The organism is Citrobacter sp. RHBSTW-01013 (genome assembly GCF_013781985.1).
Classification (GTDB): domain Bacteria; phylum Pseudomonadota; class Gammaproteobacteria; order Enterobacterales; family Enterobacteriaceae; genus Citrobacter; species Citrobacter braakii.
This window is the reverse complement of the sequence record NZ_CP056185.1, coordinates 3553014-3575750: the sequence shown is the minus strand read 5'-3', so window position 1 is coordinate 3575750 and position 22737 is coordinate 3553014. Positions and strand designations below refer to the sequence as shown.

At 51.8% G+C, this 22737-nt stretch carries 23 protein-coding genes; 7 read left to right on the top strand and 16 right to left on the bottom strand.

What is annotated here, in order from left to right:
* Positions 1 to 162: 162 nt before the first annotated feature.
* Positions 163 to 1824, top strand: coding sequence for a sensor histidine kinase DpiB (gene dpiB, locus HV350_RS17305; RefSeq protein ID WP_046274583.1), 1662 nt, complete (start codon positions 163 to 165; stop codon positions 1822 to 1824).
* Positions 1793 to 2473 carry a two-component response regulator DpiA gene (gene dpiA, locus HV350_RS17300; protein ID WP_016152226.1) on the top strand — a complete coding sequence of 227 codons (681 nt, stop codon included), beginning with the start codon at positions 1793 to 1795 and terminating at the stop codon, positions 2471 to 2473. Before dpiB ends, dpiA begins: the two co-directional genes overlap by 32 nt.
* A gap of 148 nt (positions 2474 to 2621) precedes the next feature.
* On the opposite strand, the gene dcuC is transcribed toward dpiA, so the two are convergent.
* Positions 2622 to 4004 carry an anaerobic C4-dicarboxylate transporter DcuC gene (dcuC, locus tag HV350_RS17295; RefSeq protein WP_016152227.1) on the bottom strand — a complete coding sequence of 461 codons (1383 nt, stop codon included), beginning with the start codon at positions 4002 to 4004 and terminating at the stop codon, positions 2622 to 2624.
* Between the two features lie 451 nt (positions 4005 to 4455).
* On the opposite strand from dcuC, the gene pagP reads away from it, so the two are divergent.
* Positions 4456 to 5019, top strand: coding sequence for a lipid IV(A) palmitoyltransferase PagP (gene pagP / locus HV350_RS17290; protein WP_101699806.1), 564 nt, complete (start codon positions 4456 to 4458; stop codon positions 5017 to 5019).
* A gap of 189 nt (positions 5020 to 5208) precedes the next feature.
* Positions 5209 to 5418, top strand: coding sequence for a transcription antiterminator/RNA stability regulator CspE (gene cspE, locus HV350_RS17285; protein ID WP_000034825.1), 210 nt, complete (start codon positions 5209 to 5211; stop codon positions 5416 to 5418).
* Between the two features lie 51 nt (positions 5419 to 5469).
* Here cspE and crcB read toward each other — a convergent pair whose 3' ends face one another.
* Complete coding sequence (gene crcB / locus HV350_RS17280) at positions 5470 to 5853, bottom strand: fluoride efflux transporter CrcB (RefSeq protein ID WP_003831281.1); 384 nt, start codon at positions 5851 to 5853, stop codon at positions 5470 to 5472.
* 90 nt (positions 5854 to 5943) lie between these two features.
* Between crcB and HV350_RS17275 the strand changes: the two genes are divergently transcribed.
* Both HV350_RS17275 and tatE read left to right on the top strand, forming a co-directional pair.
* Complete coding sequence (locus HV350_RS17275; RefSeq protein WP_016155964.1) at positions 5944 to 6732, top strand: deaminated glutathione amidase; 789 nt, start codon at positions 5944 to 5946, stop codon at positions 6730 to 6732.
* Between the two features lie 128 nt (positions 6733 to 6860).
* Complete coding sequence (gene tatE, locus HV350_RS17270; RefSeq protein ID WP_016152230.1) at positions 6861 to 7064, top strand: twin-arginine translocase subunit TatE; 204 nt, start codon at positions 6861 to 6863, stop codon at positions 7062 to 7064.
* Between the two features lie 77 nt (positions 7065 to 7141).
* Here tatE and lipA read toward each other — a convergent pair whose 3' ends face one another.
* The 10 genes from lipA to HV350_RS17220 all read right to left on the bottom strand — a co-directional run bounded on the left by lipA (position 7142) and on the right by HV350_RS17220 (position 16597).
* A complete protein-coding gene (gene lipA / locus HV350_RS17265; RefSeq protein ID WP_003022702.1) occupies positions 7142 to 8107 on the bottom strand; it encodes a lipoyl synthase in 966 nt (321 codons plus the stop codon).
* Between the two features lie 206 nt (positions 8108 to 8313).
* Complete coding sequence (gene lipB / locus HV350_RS17260; RefSeq protein ID WP_181628997.1) at positions 8314 to 8955, bottom strand: lipoyl(octanoyl) transferase LipB; 642 nt, start codon at positions 8953 to 8955, stop codon at positions 8314 to 8316.
* A gap of 96 nt (positions 8956 to 9051) precedes the next feature.
* Entirely contained in the window at positions 9052 to 9315 is a 264-nt protein-coding gene (gene ybeD / locus HV350_RS17255) for a DUF493 family protein YbeD (RefSeq protein ID WP_003022706.1), read from the bottom strand.
* A gap of 106 nt (positions 9316 to 9421) precedes the next feature.
* On the bottom strand, positions 9422 to 10633 hold the full coding sequence (dacA, locus tag HV350_RS17250) for a D-alanyl-D-alanine carboxypeptidase DacA (protein WP_003022711.1): 1212 nt from the start codon (positions 10631 to 10633) through the stop codon (positions 9422 to 9424).
* A gap of 142 nt (positions 10634 to 10775) precedes the next feature.
* Positions 10776 to 11885, bottom strand: a complete 1110-nt coding sequence (rlpA, locus tag HV350_RS17245) for an endolytic peptidoglycan transglycosylase RlpA (RefSeq protein ID WP_181628996.1) — start codon at positions 11883 to 11885, stop codon at positions 10776 to 10778.
* Positions 11886 to 11895: 10 nt separating this feature from the next.
* A complete protein-coding gene (gene mrdB, locus HV350_RS17240; RefSeq protein WP_181628993.1) occupies positions 11896 to 13008 on the bottom strand; it encodes a peptidoglycan glycosyltransferase MrdB in 1113 nt (370 codons plus the stop codon).
* A gap of 2 nt (positions 13009 to 13010) precedes the next feature.
* The gene (mrdA, locus tag HV350_RS17235) at positions 13011 to 14912 is read right to left on the bottom strand and encodes a peptidoglycan DD-transpeptidase MrdA (RefSeq protein WP_016152233.1); all 1902 of its coding nucleotides are present in this window, start codon (positions 14910 to 14912) and stop codon (positions 13011 to 13013) included.
* Between the two features lie 30 nt (positions 14913 to 14942).
* On the bottom strand, positions 14943 to 15410 hold the full coding sequence (gene rlmH, locus HV350_RS17230; protein ID WP_003022725.1) for a 23S rRNA (pseudouridine(1915)-N(3))-methyltransferase RlmH: 468 nt from the start codon (positions 15408 to 15410) through the stop codon (positions 14943 to 14945).
* Between the two features lie 3 nt (positions 15411 to 15413).
* Positions 15414 to 15731, bottom strand: a complete 318-nt coding sequence (gene rsfS, locus HV350_RS17225; protein WP_003022728.1) for a ribosome silencing factor — start codon at positions 15729 to 15731, stop codon at positions 15414 to 15416.
* 254 nt (positions 15732 to 15985) lie between these two features.
* Positions 15986 to 16597 carry an adenosylcobalamin/alpha-ribazole phosphatase gene (locus HV350_RS17220; protein WP_137381010.1) on the bottom strand — a complete coding sequence of 204 codons (612 nt, stop codon included), beginning with the start codon at positions 16595 to 16597 and terminating at the stop codon, positions 15986 to 15988.
* Between the two features lie 96 nt (positions 16598 to 16693).
* Here HV350_RS17220 and cobD point away from each other — a divergent pair, with 96 nt between their 5' ends.
* Positions 16694 to 17788 carry a threonine-phosphate decarboxylase CobD gene (gene cobD, locus HV350_RS17215; protein WP_181628991.1) on the top strand — a complete coding sequence of 365 codons (1095 nt, stop codon included), beginning with the start codon at positions 16694 to 16696 and terminating at the stop codon, positions 17786 to 17788.
* On the opposite strand, the gene nadD is transcribed toward cobD, so the two are convergent.
* The 4 genes from nadD to leuS are packed head-to-tail and all read right to left on the bottom strand — an operon-like array spanning position 17763 to position 22627.
* The gene (gene nadD, locus HV350_RS17210) at positions 17763 to 18404 is read right to left on the bottom strand and encodes a nicotinate-nucleotide adenylyltransferase (RefSeq protein ID WP_087121840.1); all 642 of its coding nucleotides are present in this window, start codon (positions 18402 to 18404) and stop codon (positions 17763 to 17765) included. The genes cobD and nadD overlap by 26 nt on opposite strands.
* 1 nt (position 18405) lies before the next feature.
* Positions 18406 to 19437 carry a DNA polymerase III subunit delta gene (holA, locus tag HV350_RS17205; RefSeq protein ID WP_046274591.1) on the bottom strand — a complete coding sequence of 344 codons (1032 nt, stop codon included), beginning with the start codon at positions 19435 to 19437 and terminating at the stop codon, positions 18406 to 18408.
* Entirely contained in the window at positions 19437 to 20030 is a 594-nt protein-coding gene (gene lptE, locus HV350_RS17200; RefSeq protein ID WP_181628989.1) for an LPS assembly lipoprotein LptE, read from the bottom strand. The genes holA and lptE overlap by 1 nt, the downstream gene beginning before the upstream one ends.
* A gap of 14 nt (positions 20031 to 20044) precedes the next feature.
* Complete coding sequence (leuS, locus tag HV350_RS17195; RefSeq protein ID WP_181628987.1) at positions 20045 to 22627, bottom strand: leucine--tRNA ligase; 2583 nt, start codon at positions 22625 to 22627, stop codon at positions 20045 to 20047.
* Between the last annotated feature and the right edge of the window lie 110 nt (positions 22628 to 22737).

Here is a 22737-nt window from a genome sequence, read left to right as displayed (position 1 = left end):
AATTAATTTAACTCCGAAATAGCGTGTGGTTTTAATTTGTTTAATTGATTTAAGGTGGGGAATCTGCAACGATCCTGTTTTATACCGCAACTTGCAAATAAAACATTTTTATTACAACTACAATGAGAAATAAGTTTCGGGTATCGTCGCTGAGGAAGAAATATGGCAGAGCAGAAAAATAAAACACGGTTTCCTTTTTTTCGCAGTCTGGCGTTTCCATTGCGTATCTTTCTGCTTATTTTGGTCGTTTCTGTTTTTATTATCGCCGCGTTAGCACAATACTTTACCGCCAGTTTTGAAGATTATCTGGCAACGCATGTCCGCGATATGGCGATGAACCAGGCCAAAATCATCGCCTCTAACGACAGTATCATCGCGGCGGTGAAGCATCGTGATTACAAGCGTCTGGCGACCATTGCCGACAAACTGCAGAGCGGGACTGACTTCGACTATGTGGTGATCGGGGATACCAACTCTGTCCGCCTTTACCACCCAAATCCGGAAAAAATTGGCTACCCGATGCAGTTCACCAAACCCGGCGCGCTGGAAAGAGGGGAAAGTTACTTTATTACCGGCAAAGGGTCGATTGGGATGGCGATGCGCGCCAAAACGCCCATCTTTGATGACGATGGCAAAATCATTGGCGTGGTCTCAATTGGCTATCTGATCAGTAAAATCGATAGCTGGCGATCGGACTTTTTACTCCCAATGGCAGGGGTGTTTATCCTGCTGTTGCTGGTACTTATGCTGCTCTCCTGGTTATTTGCCGCCCATATTCGCCGACAGATGTTGGGGATGGAGCCTAAGCAAATCGCGCGGGTAGTGCGTCAGCAGGAAGCGCTATTCAGCTCGGTATATGAAGGTTTGATCGCCGTGGACCCTGATGGGTATATCACCGCAATAAACCGCAGCGCGAGGAAAATGCTGGGGCTGTCTTCGCCTGGACGAAAGTGGCTTGGAAAACCGGTTAGTGAGGTGGTTCAGCCGACTGACTTTTTCACCCAGCAGATTGCGGAAAAACGACAGGACGCGATGGTGAACTTTAATGGTCTGAGCGTTATCGCTAACCGTGAGGCGATTCGCTCCGGCGATGAACTGCTTGGGGCAATCATCAGTTTTCGTAGTAAAGATGAAATTGCTACTCTTAATGCGCAATTAACGCAGATCAAACAGTATGTAGAGAGCCTGAGAACGCTGCGTCATGAACACCTTAACTGGATGTCGACCATTAATGGCCTGCTGCAAATGAAAGAGTATGACCGGGTGCTGGCAATGGTGCAGGGGGAATCGCAGGCGCAACAGCAACTGATTGACAGCCTGCGCGGCGCGTTTGCCGATCGTCAGGTAGCCGGTCTGTTGTTTGGCAAGGTGCAGCGTGCGCGTGAACTGGGCCTCACTATGACTATCGTTCCTGGCAGTCAACTGCATCAACTCCCTGAGGGGCTGGATAGCACAGAGTTTGCAGCAATTGTTGGCAATCTGCTTGATAATGCATTTGAAGCGAGCTTGCGCACCCAGCAAGGCAACAAGATCGTCGAACTCTATTTGAGCGATGAAGGGGATGACGTGATCATCGAAGTTGCCGATCAGGGATGCGGTGTACCGGAAGCATTGCGTGAAAAAATATTTGAACAGGGTGTGAGCACCCGTACCGATGAACCAGGTGAACATGGCATCGGTTTGTATCTGATTGCAAGTTATGTGAGGCGCTGTAACGGGGTGATTACACTCGAAGATAACTCCCCCTGCGGCACCTTATTTTCTTTATTTCTTCCGAAAGTGAAAAAAAATAATGACGGAACCATTAACGCTATTGATCGTTGAGGATGAAACGCTACTGGCGGAAATGCATGCTGAATATATCCGCCATATACCCGGCTTCAGCCAGATTTGGCTGGCGGGTAATCTTGCGCAAGCGAGGATGATGATTGAGCGTTTTAAGCCCGGTTTGATTCTGCTCGATAACTACTTGCCGGACGGCAAGGGAATTACGTTGTTGCATGAGCTAACCCAGACGCGTTATCCGGGGGGCGTGGTGTTTACCACGGCGGCCAGCGACATGGAAACGGTCTCTGAGGCCGTGCGCAGCGGCGCGTTTGATTATCTGGTCAAACCCATTGCCTACGAGCGCCTGGGACAGACGCTGACGCGTTATCAACAGCGCAGACGCATGTTGGCCGGTAATGACAGCGCCAGTCAAAAGCAGATTGATGAAATGTTTAATGCTTATGCGCGCGGCGAACCGAAAGGCGATTTGCCGACCGGAATTGATGCGTTAACGCTGAATGCGGTGTTGAAATTATTTGCCGATCCGACGGTACATCATACTGCGGAAACGATCGCCCAGGCGCTCACTATCAGCCGTACCACCTCCAGGCGCTACCTGGAGTACTGTGCCAGCCGTCATTTGATTATTGCGGAGATTATTCACGGTAAGGTGGGGAGGCCGCAGCGTATTTATCACGGCGGCTAATTCACGTCATCCTTGAAGCTGCCTCTTTGTGGGCTGCGTGAAGAAACCCCAGTCACAAAATTATCTATGTACTGGGGATGTCTTCACTTGCCGCTTTGATGCAGCTTAAATGATTTTGCGTATCAAGGTCAGATACTGACAGTTATCGTTAACCGCCAATCAGGGCGGACGTCGCGGGCACCATCACTTCAGTTGCGATAATCACTACCAGCAGTCCAACCAGTACCGGAACCGAGGTACGTTTCACTACTTCGAACGGAGAGATCTTTGCCATCCCTGCGACAGCGACAACCACACCGGATACCGGAGAGATTGTGCGTCCAAGGTTTGATGCCTGCAGCATCGGAATAGCAAGGTAAGCCGGGTTAATGCCAGAAGAGTGCGCCAGTTTCGGGATCATCTCAACGAAGGCATAGAACGGTGCGTTACCGGACCCCGTGGTCATTGCTGCCAGCATAGTCAGGATCACCAGTACCAGCATCAGAATAATGCTCGCGGAGCCAAACGAGGTGGCGATAGAAATCAGACTCTGAATAAAGCCGATTGTGCTCAGACCCTGGGCAAAAACGCCCGCCGCGACTAACAGCATCACCACGTTAGCAAAGGCATCCGCCATACCACGGTAGGCGACTTCCAGACCCGAGAAAACCTTCTGGGTGTTGAATCCTCGTACGAACTCCAGTACAGCAGCGATGAGCATGCACAGCACCAGAATCGTAATGATATGCAGCTGTGGGCCCCATTTTCCATCGAAAATCAGGACGCCAACGATCGGGGTAAATGGCAAGATGGCGTAAAACGACGGGGCGGTAGTGGTAATTTCAGCCACATCTAACATTTCATGAGAAATGTTCTCTTTTTTATCCAGATAACGCTGCCAGAAAAAGTGGGCAATCGCCATAGCAATGATGGCGGCAATGGAAATTGGCAGCGTGGTTTTAAACGCGAAATCGATCAGCGGCATTTCCGCGGCTTTTGCAGCCAGTACTACATCACCGGATGTTGGCGAAAGAATAATAGCGGCTGGGGAGGCGCAAATGGCCGCTGCGGCGCCACGGCTAATCCCAACGTTAACCATGACCGGGAACAATGTCGCCATCAGCAATACGCCCAGACCGGTTGCTGAAGAGACCGCCAGGGACATCAGGCAGGCGACAAAATAGGCGGCAATCATAAGCAGATAAGGTGAATTGATATACTGCAGCGGCTTAGAGGCCAGCTTAACCACCATATCATTCGCGCCAATATGCGTCATGTAGGCGGCAAAACCACACAGCATCATAATCATCATGCCGAGATCGCCGCCACGGCTCATCAGCAAAATTTTAATATATTCAACAATGTCTGTTGCCGTATAGCCCGTTGTTGCCGCGCTAGATGGCAAAACTTTATGGCCCATCAACGCACTGATAATCAGCAAAACCAGACCGCCGACAAACAGTACGCCTGTCGCGGAATAACCTTTAATGATGTAGCGCGCTACACCCACAATAACCACAACCCCAATAAGGAGTTCAATAAATGTCAACATTGTTTCCCCTGTCGCATTGCTGCCCAGAAAGTTAAAAAACTAAAAAAAGTAAAAAGTGGTGACAGAATGTGCCTAATAAACCGATAACTCTTGCTGATTGAAATCAATAAAAATACGGATTCAAGCGATGGCTAAGCCGTTTTTTCAGCATCGCGATTAAAAAAAGAATATCACAATAAAAAACTGTGAAGCGCAGCGTTAGTGTGTGTGTTTTGTGGTGATATTGATGCTTTATTGTTAATTTATTGTGATGTTATTTAACTCTCGCCGCAGGAAAGCACAATTTATTGGCAATAAAGAGAAAATAGTTCCTATGAAATGGCTCAGTAAATAAAGGGATAGGTTATAGGCTGAGGAATATTCTGATTTTTTATTTGCGCATTTTTGTTAAGCTGACATTAAGGTTGGGTTTGCTAAAATTAATAATAAATCCCAGGATGGTAATTAAGTTGTGATTTTCGCTAAACGATATTTTCTCATTTTTTCATTTATTTTTATTCAGTTAGCTTTCACTTCCCTGGCGGCTGCTGAAGATAAAGGCTGGTTTGCTACTTTTAAAGATAATGTCAGTGAAACCTGGCAGCAGCCGGAACATTATGATCTGTATGTACCTGCTATTACCTGGCATGCGCGTTTTGCCTACGATAAAGAAAAAACGGATCGCTACAATGAACGGCCGTGGGGTGCAGGATTTGGTCAATCCCGTTGGGATGATAAAGGTAACTGGCACGGACTTTATATCATGGCGTTTAAGGATTCCTACAATAAATGGGAACCCATTGGCGGCTATGGCTGGGAAAAAACCTGGCGACCGCTGGCTGATGAAAACTTCCATACAGGTCTCGGCTTTACCGCCGGTTTCACCGCGCGTGATAACTGGAACTACATTCCGGTACCGGTGCTGTTACCGCTGGCATCAATTGGTTATGGTCCGGCAACGTTTCAGATGACCTACATTCCTGGAACGTATAACAACGGCAACGTCTACTTTGCGTGGATGCGGTTCCAGTTTTGATGGACTACCTGTATTGTCAGGTGGTTTATTGGAAAGCCTTTTAAAAACATAGTGATAGGAAGTTTAACTGAAAAATAACGCGACATTTATCACTTTTTGATAAAGTTCGACTGGACAAAGTGCACCACAATTGTTGTACTGATACCCGACACAGCATTTGTGTCTATTTTTCATGTAAAGGTAATTTTGATGTCTAAGATTAAAGGTAACGTTAAGTGGTTTAATGAGTCCAAAGGATTCGGTTTCATTACTCCGGAAGATGGCAGCAAAGATGTGTTCGTACACTTCTCTGCAATCCAGACCAATGGTTTTAAAACTCTGGCTGAAGGTCAGCGTGTAGAGTTCGAAATCACTAACGGTGCCAAAGGCCCTTCTGCTGCAAACGTAATCGCTCTGTAAGCATACGACAGCAAGCATTCAAAACCCGCTTAATTGCGGGTTTTTTTCGCTTCAATGTGCGGGAGAAGCAGATACCAACCAGAATGCCAGGGCGGTCATCGCGAATGATCCCAACAGATTAACCAGTACATTCACCATAGCCCAACCAAAGCGTCCTTCCTGCAGTAAAAACACTACCTCAGCAGAGAAAGTGGAAAACGTTGTCAGTCCCCCGCAAAAGCCAGTAGTAATCAGCACCTTCCACATTGGGTCAATATTTGTCATGCGATTAAACCATGCCAGACCCATACCAATGATAAATGCGCCAAGTAAGTTTGCAGCCAGCGTACCGAATGGAATGGCCTGATGCAGCGGGTTAAACCGCATACTCAACATCCATCTTGCTACGCTACCTGTGCCACCACCGATAAAAACTGCTAAAAGGAGTTGTAACACTGCGTAATCCTGCTATTTGATTGTATAGAGGGTGAGTGTAACGCTGAATAATTGTTGTTGGCGAGCCTAACAAAGTTTTCTGGAGGGAATATGTTCGTTGCAGCAGGGCAATTTGCCGTGGGACCTTCATGGGAAAAAAATGCAGAAACCTGCGCCTTACTGATGTCTCAGGCTGCTGGAGAGGGGGCGTCGCTACTGGTATTACCGGAAGCATTGTTGGCGCGTGACGATTTAGACCCTGACCTGTCAGTGAAATCAGCTCAGCTTTTGGAAGGCGGGTTTCTGACGCATTTGTTGCGAGAAAGCGCACAAAATGAGATGACGACAATCCTGACGATTCATGTTCCCTCTGTGCCAGGCCGGGCATTTAACATGCTGGTGGCGCTACGGGCTGGTCGGGTAGTGGCCCATTACGCTAAATTACATCTCTATGATGCCTTTTCGATTCAGGAGTCACGTAATGTCGATGCAGGGGACGCCATAGCACCGCTGCTGGACGTAGGCGGATTAAAAGTAGGGCTAATGACCTGCTATGACCTGCGCTTCCCTGAGCTGGCGCTGGCGCACGCGTTGCAGGGGGCTGAGATTCTCGTTTTACCTGCGGCTTGGGTGCGGGGATCGTTAAAAGAGCATCATTGGGCCACGCTTTTGGCGGCAAGAGCGCTGGATGCCACGTGTTATCTGGTTGCGGCTGGAGAATGCGGTAACAAGAATATCGGCCAAAGCCGGGTCATCGATCCCTTTGGCGTGACTATTGCGGCGGCGGCTGAAACGCCCGCGCTCATTATGGCCGAGGTTTCCGCCGAGCGGGTGAGGCAGGTCAGGGCACAACTTCCGGTGTTAAGTAACCGACGCTTTGCGCCACCGCAATTATTATGACGTTTTTTTAAACAAGGCTTGATTCACCTTGTTACAGATTGCTATTGTGTGCGCGCGTCGAAAGGCCGTTAATATTCTCAGGTTAATATGGCGCTTTATGTAGCCTGGTTTAAGTCAAGAAGGTATCTATGGGTGAGATTAGTATTACCAAACTGCTGGTGGTTGCCGCACTGGTTGTTCTGCTGTTTGGTACCAAGAAGTTACGTACTCTGGGTGGAGACCTGGGGACGGCAATCAAGGGCTTCAAGAAAGCAATGAACGACGATAATGCCGATGCCAAGAAAGAGGCTGATGGTAGCGTTCAGGCTGAGAAGCTTTCTCATAAAGAGTAATACTGCAAACTCTGCATGAAAAAAAACCGGCGATTTGCCGGTTTTTTATTGCTGATATGTAAGTGAGTATTACACGATTACTTCACTTCCAGCCCTTTGGCCTGCATGTCAGCATGGTATGAAGAGCGCACGAATGGACCGCAAGCAGCGTGGGTAAAGCCCATAGCCATGGCTTCTGCTTTCATCTCATCGAACTCATCCGGGCTTACATAGCGTTGAACCGGGAGGTGATGGCGGCTTGGCTGTAAATACTGCCCCAGCGTCAGCATGGTCACGCCATGGCTGCGCAGGTCGCGCATGACCTCAATGATTTCAGCATTAGTTTCACCCAGACCCACCATCAGACCCGATTTGGTCGGAATCTCCGGGTGCGCTTCCTTAAAGCGTTCCAGAAGCTTCAGCGACCAGTTGTAGTCAGCCCCAGGGCGTACATTACGATAAATACGCGGTACGTTTTCGAGGTTGTGGTTAAACACGTCCGGCGGTGTGGCTGTGAGGATATCCAGCGCGCGATCCATACGACCACGGAAGTCAGGCACCAGCGTTTCGATTTTAATCGACGGACTTTTCTCACGAATCGCGGTGATGCAGTCAGCAAAGTGCTGAGCGCCGCCGTCACGCAGATCGTCGCGGTCAACGGAGGTAATCACGACATAGCGCAGCGCCATGTCCGCAATTGTCTGAGCCAGTTTTAACGGCTCGTTGGCGTCAGGAGCAACCGGACGGCCATGGGCAACGTCACAGAATGGGCAACGGCGAGTACAGATTGCGCCGAGGATCATAAAGGTTGCTGTTCCGTGATTGAAACATTCAGCCAGGTTAGGGCAGGAAGCTTCTTCGCAGACAGAGTGCAGGCCATTTTTGCGCATTGCCGCTTTGATGCCCTGGATGCGAGTGGAGTCCGCTGGCAGTTTTATTTTCATCCATTCCGGTTTACGCAGCAGGGCTTCACGCTCTGTTGCCACATTTTTTACCGGGATAAGAGCCATCTTATCGGCATCGCGGTATTTAACACCGCGTTCCATCACAATGGGTTTACTCATAGCTTGCGTGTTCCAGTTGCGAATTACGAAGGAAAGCGTTTCAATTCAAGGGAATGTTGCATTTATCAACTATTTTTGAATTAGTGATACGCAGTATATCATTGAAACGGGCCAGAAAGCAGCCTGACAGGCTGGCAAAATGTAAAATAGTTGTTGTTTTGTGCCATTTGCCACAACATATGCCGTGGCAAAGTATGACCGTATTTTCAGTCCGCAATGTACTCGTGCGGGGGGTTACCCAACAGCGCGAGGATGTTGGCCAGCAGGCGGGGGCGAATGCTTTCGGTCGTGGCTGTGCTATCCCACTGCGATACTTTCGCCATCTCCATCCCGGCATAACCACAAGGATTGATACGCAGGAAAGGCGACAAGTCCATATCCACGTTGAGCGCTAAGCCGTGAAATGAACATCCTTTACGGATACGTAATCCCAAAGAGCAGATTTTCTTCTCACCCACGTATACGCCAGGCGCATCGGCTCGCGGGTGGGCGTCAATGCCGATTTCGGCAAGGGTATTCACGACGGTTTGCTCCAGCAGCGTGACCAGTTCGCGAACGCCAAGTTTACGACGCTTCAGGTTCAACAGCACATACATGACCTGTTGGCCTGGCCCGTGGTAGGTCACCTGACCGCCACGATCGCTCTGGATCACCGGAATATCTCCCGGCATCAATACGTGCTCAGCTTTACCTGCCTGACCCTGGGTGAAGACAGGATAATGCTCTACCAGCCAGATTTCATCATGACTGTTTTCATCACGGGTATCGGTAAATTCATGCATGGCCAGAGAGACTGGCTCGTAAGGTTGAAGACCGAGCTGGCGGACCAGAATTTTATCCTGATACAAAACGGCATCTCCGTAGAGAATGTTAAAGAGGGGAAAAGTATATCACAGGGGGGAGGGGTTACCCGAGCGGGGATGCAGCGGGTAACCGACAGGTTTTTACAGCACCATGCGTACGATATCGATATTGCCTAATTCTTCGTACAGCGTTTCAACCTGCTCAATGTGTGTAGCAGTGATGGTGATTGAGACCGAGTGGTAGTTGCCTTTGCTGCTCGGTTTTACCGTCGGAGAGTAATCACCTGGCGCATGGCGCTGTACCACTTCAACCACCTGATCAACCAGCTCAGGCAACGCCTGCCCCATTACTTTGTAAGTAAATGGAGTAGGGAATTCAAGCAGTTCGTTAAGTTTGGTTTTCATGTCAGCTCCGGCGTTACATCAAAAAATAATAACTCCCACTGCGCGTGGGAGTTATCTGGATACCTAGTATATGGGGACGTAAATCACACTTTCAAGTGTTCGATTTTTAGCCAAACCAGTGATGGAACATTAATTTAATGTAATCAATGATTTTCCCAAAGAAGTTGCCTTCAGGGATTTCCTGCAGCACCACCAGCGGACGCTGTTCAATGGTTTTGCCATCTAACTGGAAGTTGATAGTGCCGACAACCTGGTTTTTCTGCAGCGGGGCGTGCAGTTCAGTGGTGTTCAACACATAGCTGGCTTTCAGGTCTTTCATGCGGCCGCGCGGAATGGTCAGGTAGACGTCTTTATCAACGCCTAACGACGCACGATCGGTGTTACCAAACCAGGCAGGTTCTGAGGCAAATTCTTTACCCACTTTCAACGGGTTCACGGTTTCGAAGAAACGGAAGCCCCAGGTCAGCAGTTTTTTACTTTCGGTTTCTCGGCCTTTATAGGTGCGACCACCCATAACGGCTGAGATCAGACGCATCTGGCCTTCGGTTGCGGATGCAACGAGGTTATAGCCAGCCTTATCGGTGTGACCGGTTTTGATACCGTCGACATTCAGGCTGTTATCCCACAGCAGGCCGTTGCGGTTTAACTGACGAATGCCGTTAAAGGTGAACTCTTTTTCTTTATAGATAGAGTATTCGTTAGGCACGTCGCGAATCAGAGCCTGACCAATCATCGCCATGTCGCGAGCCGAGCTGTACTGACCGTCAGCATCGAGACCATGAACGGTCTGGAAGTGGGTGTTTTTCAGGCCCAGCGCATTCACATAGCTGTTCATCAGGCCGACGAAAGCATCCTGGCTACCGGCTGCGAAGTCTGCCATCGCCACGCACGCGTCGTTTCCGGATTGCAGGTTAATTCCACGGATCAGCTGAGAAACAGGAACCTGCATGCCAGGCTTGAGGAACATCAGCGATGAACCTTTGAAGACCGGGTTGCCCGTAGCCCATGCGTCATTGCCGACGGTGACCAGATCGGTTTCTTTGAATTTCCCGGCTTTCATCGCCTGGCCGATGACGTAGCTGGTCATCATTTTGGTCAGGCTGGCGGGGTCGCGGCGAGTGTCTGCGTTCTGTTCTGCCAGAACTTTACCTGAATTGTAATCAATCAGGATATACGACTCCGCATCGATCTGCGGAACACCCGGGATCATGGTTTTAATATTCAGGTCATCGGCATGGGCAGCAGAGAGAGAGGCTGCGCAGAGAGCCGCGGTGAGCGCCATACGCTGCACGAAACGAGCGGAAAAAGTGGTCTTCATGGTCTGAACTACGACGTCCGTGATGAAATTAAAAAAAGTGCCCTACTATAGCAAATGCATAACTGGCAGGCATCTGACTTTCCGCGTGACTTTGTTAATGTCATTTACAGAAACTGACAGTTCAGATACCTGATTTACGTTATTACACGCCGGTGATGAAGGACTGTAATTGCGCCTCGGATTGAAGACGCTGCTGCAATGTGGAGGCTTCAGCTTTGCTGGCAAACGGCCCCATCTGGATACGCCAGACTGCGCCGTTTTGTACCACCCGGCCAGGAACGCCAAACTGCTGGCTTAAACGCTTTTGATACTGCTGCGCGCGCGACTGCTCGCTGACTGCGCCAACCTGAACCACATAGCGTCCGTTGGCAGTTGCCGCAGGCGCAGGGGCTGTGACGGCTGCTGGGGTTGCTGCCGGCGCGGTTGACGTGACCGGTGCGGTGGTTGTCGATTGCGGCGCCGGAGTCGGCTCGCTGCTTTCCAGCACGCCTGATGCGAGCGTGGTTGGCGCACCGAGGAATCCACTGCTGTTTACTGGCGCACCGGTTGGATCATCGCTTTTCAGCGTGGAATTACTGATCGGACGAATATCGCCTTGCGGCTGACCTGCATCCGATGGCAAAGGCATGCTTCCCATATTGCCGCCACCGCTTAAATCAGGACGCGCAGGCAAGGCATAAGTTTGTTTCGCGACCGTGGTACAAGCCATACCCGGTCCGGACAATGAACCATCCTGGGCGACGATGATTGGGTCGATACGCACTTTAGTGTTGTTGGAGGTGTTCAGACGATCGGCTGCGGCGCGCGAAAGTGAAATCACGCGATCGTTGCCATAAGGCCCGCGATCGTTAATGCGCACGACGATCATCCTGCCGTTCGCCAGATTGGTAATTCTGGCATAGCTGGGGACTGGCAGCGTCGGATGCGCAGCGGTCAGCTGCATCGGATCGAACGCTTCGCCAGACGCGGTTAAGTTGCTTCCTGGTTCCGCATCATAGATAGCGGCAAGTCCGGCCTGGCTAAAGCGGGAGGGATCCTGCACGATTTTGTAGCTTTTACCATCACGCTGGTAGTCCTGATTCGCCGTTGGGTTCAGGGGTTCAAAGCGCGGATCGGCCCCGCTGATTTCAACAATCGGACCATTACACACCGCAGGCTGCGGCGCGACAGCAACCTGTTGCTGACCATCATCACTCGAACACGCCGCGAGCATTCCTGCTGCGATGCAGATACCAAGCCACTGCTTACGCATTGCGTACCCCTTACACGCTTTTCGACAACATTTTTCTATGGGTGTGGATCGACATAACAATCCCGAACCCGGCCATCAGCACGATAAGTGCCGAGCCTCCGTAACTGACCAGTGGGAGTGGAACCCCAACCACGGGCAGAATACCGCTCACCATACCAATATTTACGAAGACATAAACGAATAATATCAACATTAAGCCACCCGCCATGACGCGACCAAAGGTGGTTTGCGCGCGGGCAGCGATCCATAATCCGCGCATAATCAGCAAAATGTAGAGCGTCAACAGAATCAAGATCCCCACCAGACCCAGCTCTTCCGCTAAGACAGCAAAGATAAAGTCGGTGTGGCGTTCGGGTAAAAACTCAAGCTGCGATTGTGTACCATGCAGCCAGCCTTTGCCGCGTAACCCGCCGGAGCCAATAGCAATTTTAGACTGAATTATGTGATAACCCGCGCCCAGCGGATCGGTTTCCGGGTCGAGCAGCATCATGACGCGCTGACGCTGGTAATCATGCATCAAGAAGAACCACAGTATCGGGATAAACGCCGCGACCAGAACCACCGCAACGCCGATTAAGCGCCAGCTCAAACCAGAAAGGAACAAGACAAACAGACCGGAAAGGGCGACCAGAATTGAAGTGCCGAGGTCTGGTTGGGCGGCGACCAGCAGCGTGGGCATAAAAATCAGCACCAGCGCAATGGCGGTATTTTTTATCGATGGTGGGCAAACGTCACGGTTAATAAAGCGCGCAACCATCAGCGGCACGGCGATTTTGGCAATTTCAGAAGGCTGAAAACGCACGATACCCAAATCCAGCCAGCGCTGCGCACCTTTGGAAATGGCGCCGAAGGCGTCTACCGCCACCAACAGAATGATGCAAAAGATATAGAGATAGGGCGCCCAGCCCTCATACACCCGGGGGGGAATTTGCGCCATCACTACCATGATGACCAGGCCCATTGCGATCTGGCCGACTTTGCGCTCCATCATGCCAATATCCTGGCCGCTGGCGCTCCAGATGACCAGTGAGCTGTAAACCAGCAGAGCCAGCAAAATAAGCAACATTGTGGGATCTATGTGGATTTTGTCCCAGAATGTTTTTTTGTTCGGATTATCCGTCACGATTATTGGTCCTCCGCTGCTGCAACCGCTGGGTTTTCCGCAGGCAGATTGGTGTTGTTGTCGCCCAACATAATATGGTCAAGGATCTGGCGCATAATGGTACCCACTGCCGGACCCGCACCGCCGTTTTCAAGGATCATGGCGACAGCGACCTGGGGTTTATCATAGGGGGCGAAGGCCGTCATCAGCTTGTGGTCACGTAAACGCTCGGCGATCTTATGCGCGTTATAGGTTTCATTAGCTTTCAGGCCAAAGACCTGCGCGGTACCGGATTTCGCCGCAATTTTGTAAGGCGCGCCAGCAAAATACTTATGCGCAGTTCCGTTAGGGCGGTTCGCAACACCGTACATACCGTCTTTCGCGATTTCCCAGTAACCAGAATGAATATCGCCAACGGGCGGTTCGTGCGGCTGTACCCACGGCACCTGCTTGCCGTTTTCTGCCGTGCTCATCAACAGATGCGGGACTTTTATCAAACCGTCGTTGATAAGGATCATCAGCGCTTTACTCATCTGGATTGGGGTTGCTGTCCAGTAACCCTGGCCGATGCCGACGGGAATGGTATCACCCTGATACCATGGTTTTTTAAACCGTTTTTGCTTCCACTCGCGGGTTGGCATATTGCCGGAGCGCTCTTCGGCAAGATCGATGCCCGTATATTTGCCGTAGCCAAATTTGCTCATCCACTCGGAAAGCCGGTCAATCCCCATATCATAGGCGATTTGATAGAAAAACGTATCCGCGGACTCTTCCAGAGAGCGGGTGATGTTCAGATGGCCGTGCCCCCACTTTTTCCAGTCGCGGTAACGTTTTTCAGAGCCCGGTAGCTGCCACCAGCCCGGATCGAACAGGCCGGTATTGCGGGTGATAACGCCTGCGCTTAACGCAGAAACCGCAACGTAAGGTTTAACCGTCGAAGCAGGGGGGTAAACACCCTGTGTGGCGCGGTTAACCAAGGGGGTGTTCGGGTCATTGAGCAACCCGGAGTAATCTTTACTGGAGATACCATCCACGAACAGATTCGGGTCATAGCTCGGCATAGATACCAGCGCCAGAACGCCACCGGTACGCGGGTCGGTAACCACCACGGCGGCACGACTGCCCGCCAGCAGCGTTTCAATATACTGCTGGAGTTTCAAATCAAGGGTGAGATAGATATCGTGCCCGGCCTGCGGCGCCACTTCTTTCAGCTGGCGAATGACGCGGCCGCGGTTGTTCACTTCAACTTCTTCATACCCGGTTTGGCCGTGAAGCACGTCCTCATAATAACGTTCAATACCCAGCTTGCCGATGTCATGCGTTGCCGCGTAGTTAGCCAGTTTGCCGTCTTTGTCCAGGCGGTCTACGTCTTTATCGTTGATCTTCGATACGTAGCCAATTACGTGGGTCAGCGCAGAGCCGTATGGGTAATAGCGGCGTTTATAGCCTTTAACTTCGACCCCAGGAAAGCGATATTGATTCACGGCAAAGCGTGCGACCTGAACTTCAGTCAGGTTGGTTTTTACCGGAATTGAGGTGAAACGGTGTGAACGGGCGCGCTCTTTTTTAAAGGCAGCAATATCGTCGTCCGTCAGGTCTACGACGTTACGCAGCGCGTCGAGGGTATCCTGAATGTTGTCTACCTTTTCCGGCATCATTTCTATCTGATAAATGGTGCGGTTAAGGGCGAGAGGAATTCCGTTGCGGTCATAAATGATGCCGCGACTCGGCGCGATAGGCACCAGTTTGATGCGGTTTTCGTTCGAACGGGTCTGATAATCAGTGAAGCGAACGATTTGCAGATTATAAAGGTTGGCGATCAGCACGCCGGTTAGCAGCAAAATCCCCAAAAAAGCGACCAGCGCCCGGCGCACAAACAGCGCGGACTCAGCCGAATAGTCGCGAAAAGAATTCTGTAGTTTCATCCGCTGCTTAATCTACTCAAGAATCAATGATCACTCACGGTGATAAGGATGGTTGGTGGTAATGCTCCACGCCCTGTACAGACTCTCCGCGACCAGAACCCGAACAAGAGGGTGTGGAAGGGTTAATGCAGAGAGTGACCAGCTTTGTTCCGCTGCGGCTTTACAGGCAGGAGAGAGACCTTCCGGCCCGCCAATTAACAGGCTGACGTCACGACCGTCCAGTTTCCAGCGCTCCAGTTCGGTCGCCAGCTGCGGCGTGTCCCAGGGTTTACCCGGGATATCAAGGGTGACGATGCGGTTTTTGCCTGCGGCAGCCAGCATCTGCTCACCCTCTTTGTCGAGAATGCGTTTAATGTCCGCGTTCTTGCCGCGCTTTCCTGCCGGGATTTCGATCAGCTCAAAGGGCATATCTTTCGGAAACCGACGGAGATACTCGGTAAATCCGGTTTGTACCCAGTCAGGCATTTTCGTACCCACAGCGACAAGTTGCAGCTTCACGCATTAACTCCAGAGTTTTTCCAGTTCATACAGGCGACGACTCTCTTCCTGCATTACGTGGACAATCACATCGCCGAGGTCAACGACGATCCAGTCAGCGACATTCTCGCCTTCCACGCCGAGCGGTAGCAGGCCAGCAGTGCGGGACTCCTGAACCACGTGGTCTGCAATAGACATAACGTGACGGCTGGATGTACCGGTGCAGATAATCATGCAATCAGTGATGCTGGATTTGCCCTGAACGTCTAAGGCGATGATGTCTTGACCTTTCAGGTCATCAATTTTGTCGATTACAAAATCCTGGAGTGCTTTACCCTGCAAGTGTTCCCCCTGGGTGAAAAGAGTTAAAAACGTCTGTTAGTATACCTGAACCAGAGGCGATATCGGGACAAATGTCTCCGAATGCGCTTGTGAAGTGCGCTATCATCCCACCCCACGCCACAGAATGCATCGCCATTTTTGTAAAACAATTTCTGCAAAGCTCTGAAGGGCGGGAAAAGTCAGGCTGCGGAGAATAACAGCCTGTCATGGGGTGTCAATGGGAGAGAGGCCCTTCGGCATAAAAAACAGCGCTTTCACTCCCCGTCGCGCCATACGGCCCGGCTGTTAAGCACTTTCAGAACCGCAAAATCGTCACAAAAATCAATTGCGCTCCAGCAGCCTTGTTCGATGCGGAAATGCCACATTGCCGCAGCGGGCATGGACAGCAGACGGGCGATCAGCACGCTCAGCACGCCTTGATGACTCACCACCAGCAGATTTTGGCACGCTTTATAATCAGCAAGCTGGGCAATGAAACGTTCCACTCGCTGGGAAAACGCCTGAAAACCTTCGCCATTGGTGGGCGTCGCATTCTGCCAGTCGTTACACCACACGGCGTAATTTTCGGCGTCTTCGCGCGCCAGATCGCGATGGTGACGCATTTCCCAGTCACCAAAAAACATCTCATTAAGCTCAGGCATGTTGCGCACAGGAACTTCACGTTCCGCCAGAATCAACTGCGTTGTATGGCGGGCGCGTTCCAGTTCGCTGCACAGAACGTTGTCGACAGGGACATTGCGTAACAGCGTACCCAGCGTTTGCGCCTGAGCGATCCCCCGTTCCGTTAGCGGTGTGGGGGCGTGGCCGCTATATAAACCAGCGACATTGGCTTCGGTTTCGCCATGACGTACTAACCAGAGTCTCATGTTTTCCTCGTGAGGCTATTCGCACAAAATATGATGTTTGCCCTGATTGCGCAGTGATTTTTCACTAAAATACCCTTTTTTACGTGGAGCGGCACGATGTCTTTATTGAAGAGCGCACATGGCGGTAACACCCGAGAAGCCGCCGAATTGTTGGGCATCTTGCCTGAACAGTTGCTGGATTTTAGCGCGAATATTAACCCGCTGGGTATGCCGGTAAGTTTAAAACGGGCGATTATCGACAATCTGGACTGCACGGAGCGTTACCCGGATGTCGATTACGCGCAACTGCATGCCGCGCTGGCGGAGCATCATCAAATTCCGTCCTCGTGGATCCTGGCCGGGAACGGTGAAACCGAATCCATTTTTACCCTGGTGCATGGCCTGAAGCCACGCCACGCGATGATCGTGACGCCCGGGTTTGCGGAATATCGTCGGGCGCTGCAATGGGGAGAGTGTACGATCCATGAGTTTGCGCTGTGCGAAGACGATGGCTGGCAGCTTACCGATGCGATCCTCGATGCGTTAACGCCTGAGCTGGACTGCCTGTTTCTCTGTACGCCCAATAATCCCACCGGGTTGTTGCCCGAAACCCGCCTGCTGCGTGAAATTGCCACGCGTTGTGAGTCGCTGGGGATCGCCCTGATCCTTGATGAAGCGTTTATCGATTTTATTGCCGGGGAGTCGGGGTTTATCCCGTTACTGCACGAGAACCCGCATATTTGGGTGCTGCGTTCGCTCACCAAGTTCTACGCGATCCCGGGACTGCGCCTGGGGTATCTGGTCAACAGTAACGAACAGGCGGTTGTACAGATGCGCAGCCAACAAATGCCGTGGTCAATTAATGCGTTTGCTGCCCTGGCAGGCGAGATTATCTTACGCGATAGCGCATATCAGCGGGCGACGTGGAAATGGCTGGAACAAGAGGGGGAGCGGTTTGATCAACAACTGCAAGATCTGCCCGGCCTGACGGCGTATCCCGGCCGGGCAAATTATCGTTTATTACGCTGCGATCGTGCAGATATTGATCTGCAACTTGCGTTGCTGAAACAGCATGTCTTGATTCGCAGTTGCGCCAATTATCCGGGGCTGGATGCGCGCTATTATCGGGTAGCCGTTCGCAGCCAGGAAGAGAATAACCACCTGCTGACGGCCTTACGCAAGGCGCTTAGCGGTACAGTCCCTGTTGATTGATATAGTCAAGCACCGCGTCTGGCATCAGGTCGTCGCACGGCTCGCCCTTTTCCAGGCGCTCACGGATGAGCGTGGCGGAGATGTTAAACCACGGCGTTTCGGCCAGGTAAATTTTCCCGCAAGGCAGGTTGTGCAGGTCATCTGCTGAATGGGTCAGATGATCCTCCAGCCATTGCTGGTGTTTTTCCTGCGCCATTTCGAGTGGATAGCCCGGACGTCGGCACACGATGAGGTGGGTATTACCCAGAATCGTGTGGTAGTCATGCCAGGAAGGGAAGGTAAGCAGCGAATCCTGACCAATGATAAACGCTAACGGCACGTTTGGGCCTTGCTCCTCGCGCCACTCTTTTAGCGTTTGCGCGGTGTAGGAGGCGGTATCACGTTTCAGCTCGCGTTCATCCAGGGAAAACAGCGGTTTATCAGCAATGGCCAGTTCAACCATACGCTTACGTTGCTCACCGGACGCTTCGGGCTGCGCACGATGTGGCGGCACGTTATTGGGCATGATGATGACCCGGGAAAGGCCAATCAGATTCGCCAGAATTTCAACCGGTTTAAGATGACCGTAATGCACCGGATCAAAGGTGCCACCGAACAAAGCCTGCAATGATTTCATATCAACCATCAATAAAAACATCGGCCAGCGATTTATGACAGAGCAAAAGGGAAAGCCCCTCAAGTTCCGCCCACACTGACTGACCATAGTCTTGTTTAAGCGTAATTTCCGTACGCGTTAAAAGCGTAACAGCCTGACGCAGTTGCGCCGGGTTCAGCCGGTTTAACGCATCTCCCATCATGCCCCGGCGATTTTGCCACACCCGGTGTTTATCAAACAACGTGCGCAAAGGCGTATGGGCCGACTGCCGTTTTAAGTTAACCAGCAACAGCAACTCACGCTGGATCGTACGCAGCAAAATAACCGGCTCGCTACCTTCCAGGCGTAGCTGCTGCAGAATGTGCAGTGCGCGTTTGCTTTTGCCCATTAGCAGCGCATCTACCCAGTGGAATGGGGTAAAGTGCGCGGCATCGTTAACCGCTTTCTCTACGCGAGGCAGCGTTAGTTTGCCGTCAGGCCAAAGCAACGCTAATCGTTCCAGCGCTTGCGCCAGTGCTAACAAATTACCTTCATAGCAATAGCACAAAAGCTGATTGGCTGCGTCATCCAGTTGCAGGTTGTTAAGTTTCGCCCTGGCGGCAACCCAGCGAGGAAGCTGTGCTTGTTCCGGCGTCTGGCAGCTTACCTGAACCGCGTTATTTGCAAGCCCCGTATACCATGCGGCGTTTTCCTGTGCCCTGGTGAGTTTGTTGCCGCGAACCATCAGTAGCAGATCGTCATGTAACAGAGTGACGAGTGACGCGAGCTGTTCATTAATGGCGGCATTAGGGCCATTTTCAGGCAACTGCAGAAGCAGGGTTTGACGGCTGGCAAACAGGCTCATCGCCTGGCAAAGTGAAAAAATCTCTCCCCAGTCGGTGCTGTTGTCCAGAGTGAAGGCGTGGTGTTCTTCGAATCCTTGTGTTGCGGCAGCCTGACGGATGGCATCCTGGCTTTCCTGCAATAAGAGGGGATCGTTGCCCAAGAGTAAATACGCCGCGCGCAGCCCTTCATTGAGCTGTGCGCGGAGTTGTTCAGGGTACAACTTGAGCATCAGTTACCCAGCGTGGTGGAGACACGCGCCGGAGATGACGCAGGCGCTGCGGTTTTATTCACCGCAGGCTCAGCATCAGCATTGGATGACTGAGTATCGGCCAGATGTACGCTTGGCAGCTTACGAATCAACTGTTCAGCCGCTTTGTCATACATCTCTTTTATGATCATGTCCTGCTCGTTATCCTTCGCCAGTGCAGCCTGTGGGTTGTCAAAGAACGAACGATAAACTTTGGCGCTGATAGGGTAAATATCATGACCTGGAATCAGCACAGTAGCCCTTACGGACATCACCATCTGGTATTCAGCCGTTTGACCGTTCTGGAATACCGATGCCGTATCTTGCGAAAGGCTGACCGCACCCAGACGTAAGGACGTCACATCTTTACGCATGGTACCGTCTTCAAGCAGCGTAACGCCGTTCAGACGCAGTTGATTACGCACCGCGCGGCTTAACGGGCCGTTCGGATCGCCAGAGTTCAGGATCATGGTTTTCATTGAGGGTGGAACCTGCGTAGTACTACGCAGATGCCAGCCACACCCGGCGGTGACAAGCACCGCCAGCGATAACAACAATGTTGTCAGAAGTCGCACGCTTCCTCCCGCGCTTAGCCAACGACCAGATTGAGGAGTTTACCCGGTACATAAATCACTTTACGTACGGTAACGCCATCAAGATATTTTGCCACCAGATGCTCCTGGCCAGCACGTTCACGAACCTGCTCTTCAGTGGCGTTTACCGGAACGGTGATTTTGCCACGTACTTTGCCGTTTACCTGAACCACAACCAGCGTTGAGTCTTCAACCATTGCTGCTTCGTCCGCCACCGGCCACGGCGCGTTGTCGATATCGCCTTCGCCTTTCAGCGCCTGCCACAGGGTGAAGCAAACGTGTGGGGTGAACGGGTTGAGCATGCGTACAACAGCCAGCAACGCTTCCTGCATCAGGGCTCTGTCCTGCTCGTCTGCCTGCGGTGCTTTCGACAGCTTGTTCATCAGCTCCATAATCGCCGCAATCGCGGTGTTAAAGGTCTGACGACGACCGATATCATCGGTGACTTTAGCAATGGTTTTATGCACGTCGCGACGCAGCGCTTTTTGATCTTCGCTCAACACATCAACGTTCAGGGCAGCAACATCTCCCTGGGACGTATGTTCGTAAACCAGTTTCCAGACACGTTTCAGGAAGCGGTTCGCCCCTTCAACGCCGGACTCCTGCCATTCCAGCGTCATATCAGCCGGAGAAGCGAACATCATGAACAGACGTACGGTGTCGGCGCCGTAGCGTTCAACCATGACCTGCGGGTCGATACCGTTATTTTTCGACTTGGACATCTTGCTCATGCCGGTATACACCAGTTCATGGCCTTCTGCGTCCTTAGCCTTAACGATACGACCTTTTTCGTCACGCTCAACGATGGCATCAACCGGAGAAACCCAGTTACGTTCGCCGTTGGCGCCAACGTAGTAGAACGCATCGGCCAGAACCATCCCCTGACACAGCAGCTGTTTAGCTGGTTCATCAGAGTTGACCATGCCTGCGTCGCGCATCAGTTTGTGGAAGAAGCGGAAGTAGAGCAGGTGCATGATGGCGTGTTCAATACCGCCAATGTAGATATCAACCGGCAGCCAGTAGTTCGCCGCGTCGGAATCCAGCATACCTTCCTGATACTGCGGGCAGGTGTAGCGCGCGTAGTACCAGGACGACTCCATAAAGGTATCGAAGGTGTCAGTTTCACGCAGCGCAGGCATACCGTTAACGGTGGTTTTCGCCCACTCCGGATCGGCTTTGATTGGGCTGGTAATACCGTCCATGACTACGTCTTCCGGCAAAATAACCGGCAGTTGGTCTTCTGGCGTTGGCAGGACGGTACCGTCTTCCAGCGTCACCATCGGAATCGGCGCGCCCCAGTAACGCTGACGGGAAACACCCCAGTCACGCAGACGATAGTTAACTTTACGCTCACCCACGCCTTTAGCTACCAGCTTGTCAGCGATAGCGTTGAAGGCCGCTTCGAAGTCGAGGCCGTCAAACTCACCGGAGTTAAACAGCACGCCTTTTTCGGTCAGCGCTTGTTCAGACAGATCCGGCTCTGCGCCTTCAGCAGTCAGAATTACCGGCTTGATGGTCAGGCCATATTTGGTCGCAAATTCGTAATCGCGCTGATCGTGACCCGGAACGGCCATAACTGCGCCTGTACCGTATTCCATCAGCACGAAGTTTGCCGCCCAAACCGGGATCTCTTCGCCAGTCAGCGGGTGAACGGCTTTGAAACCAGTGTCGACGCCTTTCTTCTCCATGGTCGCCATTTCGGCTTCAGCAACCTTGGTGTTGCGGCATTCGTCAATGAAGGCAGCCAGTTCTGGGTTATTTTCAGCGGCTTTCTGCGCCAGCGGATGACCTGCAGCAACCGCCAGGTAGGTCGCACCCATAAAGGTGTCCGGGCGTGTGGTGTAGACGGTCAGCGTGTTGTCGTAATCGTTCACATCGAAGGTGATTTCCACGCCTTCAGAGCGGCCAATCCAGTTGCGCTGCATCGTTTTCACGGTGTCAGGCCAGTGATCCAGATTATCCAGGTCGCGCAGCAGTTCGTCAGCGTAAGCGGTGATTTTGATGAACCACTGCGGGATCTCTTTACGCTCAACTTTGGTATCGCAACGCCAGCAGCAGCCGTCGATAACCTGTTCGTTCGCCAGTACGGTCTGGTCGTTCGGGCACCAGTTAACGGCAGACGTTTTCTTGTACACCAGCCCTTTTTTGTACAGCTCGGTGAAGAACTTCTGTTCCCAGCGGTAGTATTCCGGGGTGCAGGTTGCCAGCTCACGGCTCCAGTCGTAACCGAAACCCAGCATTTTGAGCTGGTTTTTCATGTACGCAATGTTGTCATACGTCCACGGTGCCGGGGCGGTGTTGTTTTTAACCGCAGCGCCTTCGGCAGGTAGGCCGAACGCATCCCAGCCAATTGGCTGAAGTACGTTTTTGCCCAGCATACGCTGATAGCGAGCGATCACGTCACCGATGGTGTAGTTACGTACGTGGCCCATGTGTAGTCGACCAGAAGGATAGGGAAGCATAGACAGGCAGTAATACTTCTCTTTGCTCTCGTCTTCGGTAACTTCAAATGTGCGCTTCTCATCCCAGTGAAGCTGTACTTTGGATTCTATCTCTTCCGGGCGGTATTGCTCTTGCATGGCAGCCAGTGGTCCTGTTTTCAATACAGCTACAAACGTAGCTCTAGATGTGGTGTTTTAGATCCGCATAGCATAGCCCAAACGCCCGCGCCAAAACAGCCTTTCGCGCA